Annotated in this window: 12 protein-coding genes and 1 pseudogene; 4 read left to right on the top strand and 9 right to left on the bottom strand. The window is 34.8% G+C overall.

From position 1 onward, the window contains the following. Window positions 1-20 precede the first annotated feature (20 nt). A pseudogene (locus ACEPXG_RS13200) lies at window positions 21-1,162 on the top strand (IS3 family transposase). A gap of 484 nt (window positions 1,163-1,646) precedes the next feature. Here ACEPXG_RS13200 and istB read toward each other — a convergent pair. The 8 genes from istB to ACEPXG_RS13160 all read right to left on the bottom strand — a co-directional run bounded on the left by istB (window position 1,647) and on the right by ACEPXG_RS13160 (window position 7,167). Beyond that, window positions 1,647-2,420: an IS21-like element helper ATPase IstB gene (gene istB / locus ACEPXG_RS13195; RefSeq protein WP_391203175.1), complete on the bottom strand. Its 774-nt coding sequence runs from the start codon at window positions 2,418-2,420 to the stop codon at window positions 1,647-1,649. Further along, complete coding sequence (locus tag ACEPXG_RS13190; protein WP_391203172.1) at window positions 2,417-2,707, bottom strand: hypothetical protein; 291 nt, start codon at window positions 2,705-2,707, stop codon at window positions 2,417-2,419. Before ACEPXG_RS13190 ends, istB begins: the two co-directional genes overlap by 4 nt. A gap of 162 nt (window positions 2,708-2,869) precedes the next feature. Next, window positions 2,870-3,718: a hypothetical protein gene (locus ACEPXG_RS13185; RefSeq protein WP_391203170.1), complete on the bottom strand. Its 849-nt coding sequence runs from the start codon at window positions 3,716-3,718 to the stop codon at window positions 2,870-2,872. Window positions 3,719-3,793: 75 nt separating this feature from the next. Next, window positions 3,794-3,970 carry a terminase gpP N-terminus-related DNA-binding protein gene (locus ACEPXG_RS13180; protein WP_391203167.1) on the bottom strand — a complete coding sequence of 59 codons (177 nt, stop codon included), beginning with the start codon at window positions 3,968-3,970 and terminating at the stop codon, window positions 3,794-3,796. Window positions 3,971-4,274: 304 nt separating this feature from the next. Continuing rightward, a complete protein-coding gene (locus ACEPXG_RS13175; RefSeq protein ID WP_391203164.1) occupies window positions 4,275-4,727 on the bottom strand; it encodes a hypothetical protein in 453 nt (150 codons plus the stop codon). Window positions 4,728-5,104: 377 nt separating this feature from the next. Further along, a complete protein-coding gene (locus ACEPXG_RS13170) occupies window positions 5,105-5,740 on the bottom strand; it encodes a sterol desaturase family protein (protein ID WP_391203161.1) in 636 nt (211 codons plus the stop codon). 136 nt (window positions 5,741-5,876) lie between these two features. Further along, window positions 5,877-6,179 (bottom strand): YitT family protein, encoded by a 303-nt coding sequence (locus ACEPXG_RS13165; RefSeq protein WP_391203158.1) that lies wholly within the window; start codon window positions 6,177-6,179, stop codon window positions 5,877-5,879. Between the two features lie 178 nt (window positions 6,180-6,357). Continuing rightward, window positions 6,358-7,167 (bottom strand): helix-turn-helix domain-containing protein, encoded by an 810-nt coding sequence (locus ACEPXG_RS13160; protein ID WP_391203155.1) that lies wholly within the window; start codon window positions 7,165-7,167, stop codon window positions 6,358-6,360. Between the two features lie 518 nt (window positions 7,168-7,685). Between ACEPXG_RS13160 and ACEPXG_RS13155 the strand changes: the two genes are divergently transcribed. The 3 genes from ACEPXG_RS13155 (at window position 7,686) to ACEPXG_RS13145 (ending at window position 11,915) form a co-directional block, all read left to right on the top strand. After that, the gene (locus ACEPXG_RS13155) at window positions 7,686-7,835 is read left to right on the top strand and encodes a hypothetical protein (protein ID WP_391116816.1); all 150 of its coding nucleotides are present in this window, start codon (window positions 7,686-7,688) and stop codon (window positions 7,833-7,835) included. A 468-nt stretch (window positions 7,836-8,303) separates the two neighbouring features. Next, window positions 8,304-10,256, top strand: coding sequence for an LTA synthase family protein (locus tag ACEPXG_RS13150; RefSeq protein ID WP_391203152.1), 1,953 nt, complete (start codon window positions 8,304-8,306; stop codon window positions 10,254-10,256). A 480-nt stretch (window positions 10,257-10,736) separates the two neighbouring features. Continuing rightward, the gene (locus tag ACEPXG_RS13145; protein WP_391203149.1) at window positions 10,737-11,915 is read left to right on the top strand and encodes a NupC/NupG family nucleoside CNT transporter; all 1,179 of its coding nucleotides are present in this window, start codon (window positions 10,737-10,739) and stop codon (window positions 11,913-11,915) included. 273 nt (window positions 11,916-12,188) lie between these two features. Here the strand turns inward: ACEPXG_RS13145 and ACEPXG_RS13140 are convergent, their stop codons facing one another. Then, on the bottom strand, window positions 12,189-12,911 hold the full coding sequence (locus tag ACEPXG_RS13140) for a metallophosphoesterase family protein (protein WP_391203146.1): 723 nt from the start codon (window positions 12,909-12,911) through the stop codon (window positions 12,189-12,191). Window positions 12,912-12,937 lie beyond the last annotated feature (26 nt).

The following is a 12,937-nucleotide window of genomic DNA, read 5'->3' as shown; positions in this document are numbered from 1 at the left end:
ACAAGTAAGGAGAATCTACTATGTCCAGTAAAAGAAGAACGTTTTCAACAGAGTTTAAAAAACAAGTAGTGGCCCTATATGAGAATGGAAAAAGCCGTCAAGATATTGTCCGTGAATATGAATTAACTGCATCTGCATTAGACAGATGGATTATGCAATTCAAACAATCAGGATCTTTTAAAGAGAAAGACAACCGACCTCCAGAAGAGCAAGAGCTGATTGACTTACGTAAAAGAAATAAGCAACTCGAAATGGAAGTCGATATTTTAAAGCAAGCCGCGCTGATCATGGGACGAAAATAGATGTGATTCAAGAAAATCGTCATAAATATTCGGTATCAGCAATGTGTAAAGTCCTGAAAATAGCACGTAGCACTTTTTATCACGACATAGGAATAGCAGCTGAAAAAGAACAAGAAAAGCTAGCTGAAGAGAAACAATTAAAAGAAAAAATACTGGTTATTTTCAACACGAATCGGCAAGTGTATGGAACTAGAAAAATAAAAGATGTATTACAAAAAGATGGTGTAACAGTCTCTAGACGTCGCATTGGACGTTTAATGGGCGAACTAGGAATCCAATCAAAATACTCCAAACCATCTTATAAACCAATGTCTACCTAGCCAAATGAAGAGTCTGTTAGAAACGTGTTGAATAGAGCATTTGAAGTGAACAAGGAAATGTCTGTACTGGTAAGCGATTTAACGTATGTGAGAGTAGGACGTAACTGGAATTATATTTGTTTTTTAATCGATTTATATAATCGAGAAATTGTTGGGTATAGCGTCGGAGAACGAAAAGACGCAGCTCTAGTTCAACGTGCCTTTCAATCGGTTAAGTATCCTTTGGGGAACGTGAAAATATTTCATACAGATCGTGGATCTGAATTTAAGAACGTTGGTATCGATGAACTACTAAGCGAATATAAGATTACCCGATCTCTAAGCCAAAAAGGCAACCCCTATGATAATGCGGTGGCAGAAGCAACATTTAAGATTTTAAAAACCGAACTCATCAATGGATCGCACTACCCTACCCTTGAACAGCTGTCTCTTGAACTTTTCGATTATGTCAATTGGTACAATAATGTCCGTTCGCACAGCACACTTGGCTACCTAAGTCCGGTTGCTTATAAAAATTTAGCCCTTAAAAAAATTGTTTGATTTAGTGTTGACATACCATCCGGTATAAAATAAATTTTGCTCCCCGCAACTCATTTTTTTCTAAACGTAGTCAAACATTTTTAATAATAGCTATAAAACCGTGAAAACACTGGTATTATATCTTTTTGTGAGACGGTTGGTTCAAATCCCGTGTAAGCGTCAAGTAGAATTGAACACTTTTTGCTAATTAAGTTTGAACACTTTCATTAATCTTTCTCCTATTTTCGTTTGGAAATAGGAGAGGTTATTTATCAGAATGGCTCTATGCCTAATTGATCTTCTAACTTTATTATTACATTCTTGAGTTCGGATACTTGTTCCTTTAATACTTTTATTTCTAAAAATAATCGTTCAATCTTTACGGCATCATCGATGCCCCTCTCATATACCGTGCCATTCCACTGTGCGTCGTATACAAAACTTTTGTAACCGTCAAGTAGAATTGAGCAGTTTTCACAAAATAAGATTAATCAATTTTCCACAATTAAGTTTGAGCACTTACTTCGGGAAACAAAGTTTTTCTGTACTTCATTCTTAAACTTTCTTCGTCCTCTCCGAAGGATATTACCTCACTTCTATGAAGCAGGCGATCTAATATAGCTGTTGTTAAAGAAGTGTCCCCTAAAAATTTACCCCATTCATTTGGCCCTTTATTTGACGTTAATATAAACGCAGTTTTGTCATACATATCGTATATAAATTGAAAGAATAAACTTGCCTCTTTCGGATCTACAGTCATATACATTACATCATCAATAATGATTAATTCAGATGTTGAAATTCGTTTATATCGTGTTTTTGATTTACTAACATAGTCACGGCTTTTCAAAATGTAGATAAGTTCTCCCATCGAGACAAAAGAAACCTGATACCCATTTTCAATGGCCAAAGTCCCTAATCCCACGGACAATAGCGTCTTTCCGGTCCCTGGGGGACCCATTATAATCAGTGTAAACATTTCTTCAATCCAGTTAAGGTCTTTTAATAATTTAAACTGTCTTTCACCAATCACATTTTGTTCTTCCAGCCGATAATCAGCTAATGTCTTTTGGTAGGGAAAGTCTGCCCATTGCATTAAACGATGAACGGTCTTTTTTTCTCGGCAGGCTGTTTCATGAGTGAGTAGTTCGTTGATAAATTCGTGATAAGTCCAACTGTTGGATTCGGCATTGCGCAAAAGAGCGGGAAGCTCTTTTGCAGTCTCAGCTAGTCTCAAAGTTCTACATTTATCTTGCAATAATTCGATTGGAGAAGTCATGATGTTTTACCCCCAGATAATAATCGAATATAGTAATCTTCTGATCGTTCTGCAGCCTTGTATTTTTGATATTTTGATGACTCTACACTTACTTGTTTTGTTTGCGATTCTGACTCTTTATGTAACGTAAAAGCTATATCTCTAAAATCATTTGCACTAATCATATTTAAAGTTTTTACTGTTTCTAGCGCTTCTTCTAGGTAGTCTGGATGATTTCGAATGACCATTTGTAATACTTTAAACTGATCTACCAAGTGTCTTGGATACTTCTTATTCAATTCGTCCAAGAACCAAGTAATTAATTCCTGGTTAGAAAATGCAAGCTCAATTTCCTCTCTCAGAAGTGTTTTCTTTGAGCTAGGTTTCTTATGATGAGACGGATCATAAATTAATTGACCCTTTAAACTACTAACTAAATGCCTTGCAATTCGTGGACCAGCTATCTGTAATCAAATGTTTAAATAGCCATCTGTAGATACTTCTAAATACGCCACATTTTTAGTTTTTGCATCGTACGTACCTACAGGTACAGAATAGCGATTGGATTCAAAGCGTATGATATTGTCCTTTTGAATAGTTCTTGTTATACTTTCTGTAAGGGAATTCTCGAAGGAGAATTTGGAAGAGATCTTTCTTAGGTGCAGCTTTTCGACAGTGTGCACTAAAGAAGGTCTTTTTTTTGTATTATGGTGTACTTTGTAATTTCCAGTTCTCCCTAGCCATTGAATAGCTTGTTGATTCCACAAATGAATGTCTTGGAACTCGCGATTTTTCATGAAGTTATGCTTTACAAATTTAACTACTTGTTCAATTTTACCTTTAGATTCTGGATCGCTTTTTCTACATAAATAAATGTTAAACTTCCTTAATTTCCGGTAGTTATCAAATTCCTTTGTAAATAATAAATCACCAGCATTCTCACTTACTGCGAGTAAAGCATCTTGGTCATAAACCAATTCTTCCGGCATTCCTCCAAAAAACTCAAAAGCATTCTCATGACAACGAACTAAATCTGTTGTACGGAAAGGTCTATCTAAGAATTCAATGTATTTAAACCTAGAATGGGATAATACAAACCCGACAAAATAAAGTCTTTTTCTTGTTCCGTCATAAGCAGTTACAAGATCTTGACCGAAATCTACTTGTCCTTGAAAACCCATCGGACTATCTGGGACAGCTGCATAAACTCTCTGTTCTGACACTTTTGGTATATGATATGCAACACGTAGCTCATTTACATAATTTCTTGTCGTATTCTCAGCTATATCTTCTTCGCTAATATCTTGTTTCTCTTTCAACCAATCATAGACCTGTGCGCCACTTAGATCAGGGTACCTTTTTAGCCAAGCAAGAATGATATCCCGATAGGGATCTTACTTCTTTTTACGGGTTTGTAAAGAGAATAGGTACTCTTCAAATTCCTCTGATGTATTCTTTAAATATTTAGCAACGGTATTTCTAGAAATACTTAGCTTTCTCGCAATTGCAGACTTCGAAAAGCCCATTGCATATAATTCATAAATTTTCGTATAAACCATAAATTTTGTCACTCCAGATTCCCCACTTTCCATTTACACAATTCAGTATAAAGGAAGTGATTGATTTAGAGGAGAACTGCTCAATCTTATTTGTGGAAAACTGCTCACTTTAGTATAGCGTTTACAACTTTCGATATCTTCTTCATGAATTTGAAAATGGATACCATTTTTGTTACTTTTCAGCGAACCTTCTTTAATGAGTGTTCCCAATGAGTGTTCCCTGTGTTAGACACAACTTCGAAACAATTCTGAATAGTGTCGAAGTTGTATGTGACACAGGGAACATACATTATTAGAGGTCATATTACTATTGTTACTATTTTAGGTCAGATAATTTTTCGCCAGTAAGTATTTCAATTAGTTCTGCTGACTTATTTTTGTCTAATTGAATATATTTATTTGCAGCGGATATTACGAGTTCCACTGTACCTTTGTTTGGACTAATCCAAAGACTATATAACACCACTTTGGCTTCTGGGTTTGGGAAAGAAAATTGGTAATCAGGAGGGCGTACCATTTCGACTTTTGCATTCTCCCAGTTAATATCATCTAATATCTCTTTCGCCTTTTGAACTTGCTCATTATTAGTGATTTCTTTGAAGACTTCGTATTTATTTTCATCACCAATACGCTTTTGAACTTCTATATTTTGAACTTCTATATTTTGAACTTCAATGTTTTGTTCTTCACTTTCTACCGCATTAGAACAACCTGCTATAAAAAATGAAATTATCACTATTAAAGCAATTAAATTTTTAATGTTTTTCAAGATTATCTCCCCCTTAATATAATAAGACGTTTATTTTTAAGAAAAGTCTCAAATTCATCCTTTTTATTATTGCATATCTTTAAAAAGCAACAATCTTTTAGAAAACAGCCATATAAAAAAAGCATTATCTCAAAAGAGATAATGCTTTTTTTCTTAAGAATTCCTTGTTCCTAAAGAATTCTTGCGGGTTTGGCACCCAATGATAGCGACTGGCTCAACCGAGTGAATGACAATCGGTATTGTTGGATGTCAAAAATTAATGATATAGTTTTTGTTAGCTAATCTAGTATAGCATAAATTACTAGATGAAACAATGAATATTATCGGAAAAAATAACCATTTATAATAAAAGGACTGAGATGCATATTAGTCCTCTTCTATATGCTTCCTCCACGTCCTGCTTTTATCCGATTTTCCAAATTACGTGCAGTCGGACTCTTATCAACTTCCTTGCTTTCTTTAAAAGTTCCTAATGTTTTATCGAATGAAGTATGCGTGACACCGAACCAGTAATTTTCGTTTTTAAAGTGATGCAGGAGATGATGCTTTTTAATATTTTTCCCCATTTTCGTACGAGGTTGGATCGGCTTATGAGCGATGTAATGCTTCCATTCATAATAGAGGAAGTAAGCCAATAAGCCCGTTGCAAATGCAACCGTCTGACTTGTGCTTTTAGTTAGAAGGAAAACAATTAGTCCATAAATGACAAACCCCGGAATGCTGAACCATAATGGCAAAAATAATAGTTTCAAATCATCTGGGTCGACATGATGATCATAATGCAACCGTTTGATCATCTTCAGCATGAACGGATTTTCCGGAGTCTTAATGTGAAATAAAAACCGGTGGATAGTATATTCACTTGTTGCATACGTCAGTATTCCCGCACCGATAGCAACCCAAGTCCAATAATGAAGCACATGCGGAACAGTAAAAGAAATACAAGCCAATAAAATAATTAACATCACAGTGATGTCGGGAAAAGTTCCAAACTCTTTCAAGTATTTCCCCATCTACAGTCATCCGCCTTTTTCTATTATTATAAAAATATAATTCAGAAAATTCAATGTTATCTTTAATTTAAAGGTCTTGGATTACATGTCAGAAATCTATATGGTTGGATTATCAGGATCGCTCGGATGCCAATCGTTAGTCCTTTAAAATGGACGGGTAATGGGAATAGTAATTGTACCAATCTCTATTAGAGGACAACATCGTTGAACAGCTCATCTGCGTCAGAAACAAACATAAACGGTGTAAATTCACATTGATTTCGTGACTGAATTCTTCGCCGCTATTAGTAATGATTAAGACGGATACACGATTGACGTGACTTAAAATGATTTCATATGTTTTCATCGTTGCAAACATTGAAATAATCGTAAATAAGGCAATTTCACCACCAAAAATAAGACCAGAAACGATGACAATTAGTACATTGACAACTAACATATATAATACAAAATAAAAAACGCCAACATTAATCGGGAAAAAATGATGAATAAATTGAGCAATCCCAGTTAGCCCAACAGATAGTAATTCTTCGGGAATTAAAACCGTGTCCCTGAGTCAGAAACAATCTTGTTAAATTAAACAACCGCGAATGGTATCCAAACCTAGCACCCTCAGTTTATGTTAGCTCATAATTCTCCGGAAAATAAAAGTTTTCTAGTGGGACGTCAAAATACATAAACATATCCTTAAAATACGTCTCATCAATCAATTTGCGAAGCACGCCTTTGTAATAGCCAGGCAAATTACGAATGTTTTTTCGCTTGGTTGCCATCACTGCAATTTTCAACGCACGATAGGCCAGGTCATCAAAAACTTCTCCATCATCTTTATAAATATCAAAACGCAACAGTTCACCTGATAAAGACAGGTGGATGCCGAAAAAATCGCGTGCTTTTTTTGTTTCACCAATTGTATTTGAAAGCAATTCTTTCATTCTGCTAAATAGACTTGTGGATAACTTTTTAGATTCCATAGGAGACGTGTTTGTAAGATCTTTAATAGAAGATTTTAAGAATAACGGTTCATTCTCCGAAATCTGCTCGTTTTCTTCGTTGTCATGCGGGTTGTCCGCATCCTCCCGACTGTTCATTTTCCCCTGGTCATCGAAAGGTAAAATAATATAAATGTTAGCACCTAGCCCGCTCATGACAGGACGTACATAGTGAAGGCGTTGAATAATGCAAAGCTGTTCAAGCTTCCGGATCGCTCGACGAACAGTCGCATTTGACTTGCCGATAGCTGTTTCAATCGTTGCGTGTTTTAAATGGGCAGCTCCATATTTCACCGAATATCTTCGGATTACATCAAGCACAAGTAGGTCTGATTTGTTTAGCTCGTTTCGATGGAACGCGCAATGTTTTGCAGCAGCATCATCCATCTCTGCTATGGAATTGAAACGAGCGTAGTTTTGTAAGTAGTGAGTCATTAGAATTCCCCCTTTTCCTTTTATATAGAAGGGAGGGGACGAAAAGTGGACAGGGGATGGGAAAGTTTTGTTGATTTTTTGTCGACCACTGTGTCAGAAACTTTTACGTTAATAGAAACAAACATGAATTTCATGTTTGTTTCTGTCGCAGGGAACAAAATATAAGAGAAAGTATTTTACAAACGTATTTCAAAAGTAATGCCAACGTATAAAGCAGATCCAACTATCATTGCACAAGCTTTTAATTAGTGAAAAAGCTAGATACGCTTGTAAAACCAGTGTAAATGATGTTTTAGATCATTTTGTTGACGTCAACAAAATGGTGATCCAAAAAAAGAAGTGGTTGCATTAGGACAAACTTCCTGTGTTAAAAACAAACGTGAATGTTGTGATTTTCACGATTGTTTCTAACACAGGAAACAAATTTAATAAAGTAAAAAGGTTTACTTCAGTAAAATAAGGTATATTATATTTGTTGAATAGATTCTCTTTAAAGACAAGAAAAGTAGGTGAACAAAGTGGGGAAATATACATTGGATACCAAAGGTCAGGTGGCTGTGGCAAAGTATCATGAAAAACACAAGCCTGCCAAATTTGATAAAAAGCAGCAACTTGAAAAAATACGTGCGGAGTATTTGAAAAAAAAGCAAAAACAAACAGATAAATAATATGAATGAAAACATAGGAAGACTAAATTCTCCCTATGTTTTTCTTATTCGAAGTTCTTTTTTTCAATTAAAGCGTGTACCTGTGTCAGAAACATTCATGTTAATTCAAACAAACATGAATGTTGTGATTTTCACGTTTGTTTCTAACGCAGGGAACGAATTTAAAAGTTAGGATCGGGTTGAATTATCATCAAAGTTTCTCGCACATGCACTGTCACAAGTCTCTTCCATTTTATGGAGCGATATGATTTCGATGAACGTCAAAAACTTGATACAACAAGGTTTTGACGTTTTTTAGTGTCATGTTTTTGGATCTTAATAACTTGACGGAAGTGTAAAATGGGAGTACTCTACTTTAGCTGCAGAAAAAAGTTATAGTAAAGTAACATTTATTGAAGCTTACTGTCAATAATTTAAATTACTATAAATCAAGATTTGAATTAAAATAAGTAAAAGGTTGGTGCGAAAATGAAAAATCTAATAAGTAAAAAAGATAATCGTTTAAACCACTTTTTAGGGATATATTTATTAGCTGTTTTGATGTTATGGATTAAAACATATATCACGCAAACATCACAATTTAAACTAGGTGTAGAAGGACCTCTTCAACAATTCCTTTTAATATTAAATCCACTAGGTTCAGCATTACTATTTCTAGGAATTTCATTTTTATTTAGAGGAAAGAAAAAATATACATCACTAGTTATAGTTTACACGCTTATGTCTATTCTTTTATATGCGAATGTTGTTTATTACCGATTTTTTAGTGATTTCATCACATTACCTACACTTTTCCAAACGCAGAACTTCGGAGATCTAGGTGGAAGTATTCTTACTTTATTAAAACCTTATGATATTTTGTTCTTTGTGGATGTATTTGTCATGTTATACCTACGATTCTCAAGAAAAATACAAAAAGAAACGAATCGTTTTGGGTATAAAAAAGGAATAGCAATTATTGTTTTTGCATTAGTAGTATCACTCATCAATTTAGGACTAGCTGAAATTAGTCGTCCGCAACTATTAACTCGGGGTTTTGATAGAAACTATATTGTGAAGTATCTAGGAATGTATAACTATTCGATTTATGACTCAGTAGAAACGATGAAAGCATCATCACTTAGAGCTTTAGCGGATAGTAGTGATATTACAGAAGTGAATAACTATATACAATCTAACTACGCTAACCCTAATGCAAAATATTTTGGTCAAGCAAAAGGAATGAACGTCATCTATTTACATTTAGAATCATTCCAAAACTTTCTAATCAACTACAAATTAAACGGTGAAGAAGTGACACCATTTTTAAATTCATTAACAAAAGATCAGAATACAATGTATTTCGATAATTTCTTCCATCAAACTGGTCAAGGTAAAACGTCCGATGCAGAATTTATGTTGGAAAATTCTATATTTGGGTTACCACAAGGGTCTGCTTATATTACAAAAGCACAAAATACGTACCAAGCAGCTCCTAGTATTTTAAAAGATTATGGTTATACATCAGCTGTATTCCACGGTAATAACGGAAGCTTCTGGAATCGAAATGAAATTTATAAATCATTTGGATTCGATCACTTCTATGATGCTAGTTATTATGACACGAGTTCTTCAAAAGACATGGCTGAATATGGTTTGTTAGATAAACCATTCTATGAACAATCTGAAAGTCTTTTAAGTGCGTTACTACAACCTTTTTATGCGAAATTTATTACGGTAGGAAACCACTTTCCATATAATATGAATCAAGACCTAGTAACCATTGATAAAGCCCAAACTGGAGATGCAAGTGTGGACGATTATTTCCAAACAGCGCGTTATACAGATGAAGCAATCGAACAGGTCTTCAATCAATTAAAAGAATTAGGCTTGTATGATAATACGATGATTGTTCTTTATGGTGACCATTATGGAATTTCGGATAATCATAATAAAGCGATGGGACAAGTCATGGGAAAAGAAATTACACCATATGAAAGTGCTAATTTACAACGCGTACCATTATTCATACATGTTCCAGGGATGAAAGGTGGAACCAACCACACGTATGGTGGCCAAACAGACCTTCTTCCAACGTTATTACATTTATTAGGAATTGATACCAAACAGTTTGTTCAATTTGGTTCAGATTTATTATCAGAGGAGCATAATGAAATTGTTCCATTTAGAAATGGTGATTTTGTCAGTCCTACGATTGATTCAATTAATGAAGGATTTTATGATAATAAAACAGGTTTACCACTAGATGATAGTCAATTAGAGTTGGCAGATACTATCAAAAAAGAAGTAGATCGTAAATTGGAGCTTTCTGATAAAGTCGTGAATGGTGACTTATTAAGATTCTATACGCCAAAGGGACATACTCCAGTTGATCCTTCTCAGTTCAATTACAACAAAGATGCGAATGAAAAATCTAACTAAAAATCGTGTCCCTGTGTCAGAAACATTCCTGTTAATTTAAACAAACATGAGTATTGTAATTTTCACGTTTGTTTCTAACTCAGGGAATAAACACTATTCCAAGAAACGATGAGAAGAGTGGAAAGAATATAGAAGTTTAGTAAGGATGTAAAGCTCCGTCAAGGTATTCATTTAATTTTGTATGCAATTTATGTAGATTTAAAAGCCACGATTACCGAAGATGATTCGGAAAATCGTGGCTTTTTGGTTGAGTAACATTTTTTGACACAGAAGTGAAGTCTAGTTTTACTTCGATGAAGTGTTACCAATTTCACTTTGTTTATATTGAAAACGCTACCCTAAAAAATAGTATTACTTTATTACCAAAGTAACGTGCAAAAAGTAGTATTTGATATGCTCAGTAATAAATGTATACTAAGTAAGTTAACTAAATGGTCAGACGTTCGACCTTATGGAAATACAGTTTTGTGGAGGCATTAAATGAATTATTTAATTTCAATCGTAGGCTTAATTGTTGTGCTGGGTCTTGCCTGGGTTGCAAGTAACAATCGTAAAGAAATAAAAATCAGACCGATTATCCAGATGATTATTATTCAGGTAATTTTAACTTTTTTATTACTGAATACTAAATTTGGATTGATTCTTATTAAGGGAATCGCAGCCGGGTTTGCAAAATTACTAGATTACGCTAATGAAGGAATCAGTTTTGTATTCGCTGGCCTTGCGAATGAAGGACAAGCTCCTTTCTTCTTAACTGCTCTACTTCCTATCGTATTCATTTCGACTTTGATTGGAATTCTGCAGCATATTAAAGTTCTTCCTTTCATTATGAAATGGATTGGTTGGGCTATTAGTAAAGTAAACGGCATGGGTAAATTAGAATCATACAACGGAGTAGCGTCCGCTATTGTTGGACAATCTGAAGTATTTATTACCGTGAAAAAACAGCTTGGACAATTATCCCCTCAACGACTATACACACTATCTGCGTCAGCGATGTCTACTGTATCGATGTCTATTGTCGGAGCATATATGACGATGATTGAACCGAGATATGTCGTAACGGCAATCGTGATTAATCTATTTGGAGGATTCATCATTTCTTCTATTATTAATCCTTACTCTGTAACCGAAGAAGAAGATCTCCTTGTTGTGCAAGTAGAAAAACAAAGCTTCTTCGAAATGTTGGGCGAGTATATTATGGATGGATTTAAAGTTGCAATCGTGGTTGCGGCGATGTTACTTGGATTCGTTGCAATAATGGCAGGAGTAAATAACTTATTTGATATGATATTTGGAGTCACATTCCAAGAAATTATAGGATATGTCTTTGCTCCATTTGCGATTTTAATGGGTATCCCTGTTTCAGAATCAGTAACAGCAGGTGGTATTATGGCTACCAAATTAGTTACAAACGAATTTGTAGCGATGCTCTCATTAAATGATCTAGCGTCAGGCTTAAGTGAACGATCCATCGGAATCATTTCTGTTTTCCTTGTTTCTTTTGCAAACTTTTCTTCTATTGGGATCATCTCAGGTGCTGTAAAAGGACTTCATGAAAAACAAGGAAACGTTGTAGCACGATTCGGCTTGAAACTTTTATACGGAGCAACGTTAGTGAGCATATTATCAGCGATTATTGTAAGTCTTGTCCTCTAGTTAGAAAAAGTGTCATTCAAAAACCCTAATAAAATCAACATCCCAGCGAATACTTATAAGTACTCCTGGGATATCTTCATTTTCTACTTACTGTAAAGATTACCGAATTACCTTCTAAATCAATTATGATTAGGAGGTTTTTTTGTGTCTAAGAGTTCAGATGTCCTCAATTCGCGTATAGGAAGGTGTACCCTATGAATCATTACTTGGACCGTTTCCTAAACAGTGATTATTTAGAGTTCAATTTCATACTTCCAACCACCACTCCCTTCATTACTTTTTCATTTCCATCAATTGATCGTACATAATCTCTTTATAATATTGCTCATAACCTACCATTCCTAGTTCCTTGGCAGCTCTAAGCTCTGCTTCTCTATCATAAGGAACTCGTACAAAGTTAATCGAATTAGTTCCATACGAACCATCCACAATAACATACGTAGCATCAATTAAATCTAAGCCCACACTTCCTACATTGCAAAGGATACCGATTTCATAACTTCTTAATAATGTTATGTGAATATCTCCGTAAAACACAATATCTGGAGTGCGTATCGAGTGATGAGATTCGGTTTCTTCCGTATTTTCAAAAAGAGACAAACACTTTTCGATCGGATGATACTCAGGTGCAATTCGCTCAAAAACACTCCTAGGTGATGCATGAAAACAACGAATGAGCTTCCCGTTTAACTCAAATTCAATATGAAAAGGTAAGGAAGCCAAGTAGTTAAAATCCTCATCTGTTAGCTGGCTTTGAGCCCACTTAAGTATTTCATTATCTGTCTCATCTCGGATAAACACATCCCAATTCCCATGAATGACTTTATCACAATGCTTTCTAACAAGTTCAATACATTCTGAACCACGAGGACCCTTCCCAACCAAATCTCCCAAACAAAATATCCGGTCCACAACACGTTTTTCAATATCCTTTAGCACCGCTTCTAATGCAGTTAAATTCCCATGTATATCTGAAATAATTGCTATTCTTGACAAAATAATTTCCCCCTTTAGTAAAATCC

Source organism: Psychrobacillus sp. L4, assembly GCF_042944905.1.
Lineage (GTDB): Bacteria > Bacillota > Bacilli > Bacillales_A > Planococcaceae > Psychrobacillus.
This window is presented reverse-complemented; position numbering and strand designations above follow the sequence as displayed.

Excerpts from the sequence above, each read along its gene's own strand:
- ACEPXG_RS13160 (WP_391203155.1), bottom strand. The coding sequence starts at position 7,167 with ATGACTCACTACTTACAAAACTACGCTCGTTTCAATTCCATAGCAGAG.
- ACEPXG_RS13150 (WP_391203152.1), top strand. The coding sequence starts at position 8,304 with ATGAAAAATCTAATAAGTAAAAAAGATAATCGTTTAAACCACTTTTTA.
- ACEPXG_RS13165 (WP_391203158.1), bottom strand. The coding sequence starts at position 6,179 with ATGTTAGTTGTCAATGTACTAATTGTCATCGTTTCTGGTCTTATTTTT.
- ACEPXG_RS13145 (WP_391203149.1), top strand. The coding sequence starts at position 10,737 with ATGAATTATTTAATTTCAATCGTAGGCTTAATTGTTGTGCTGGGTCTT.
- istB (WP_391203175.1), bottom strand. The coding sequence starts at position 2,420 with ATGACTTCTCCAATCGAATTATTGCAAGATAAATGTAGAACTTTGAGA.
- ACEPXG_RS13170 (WP_391203161.1), bottom strand. The coding sequence starts at position 5,740 with ATGGGGAAATACTTGAAAGAGTTTGGAACTTTTCCCGACATCACTGTG.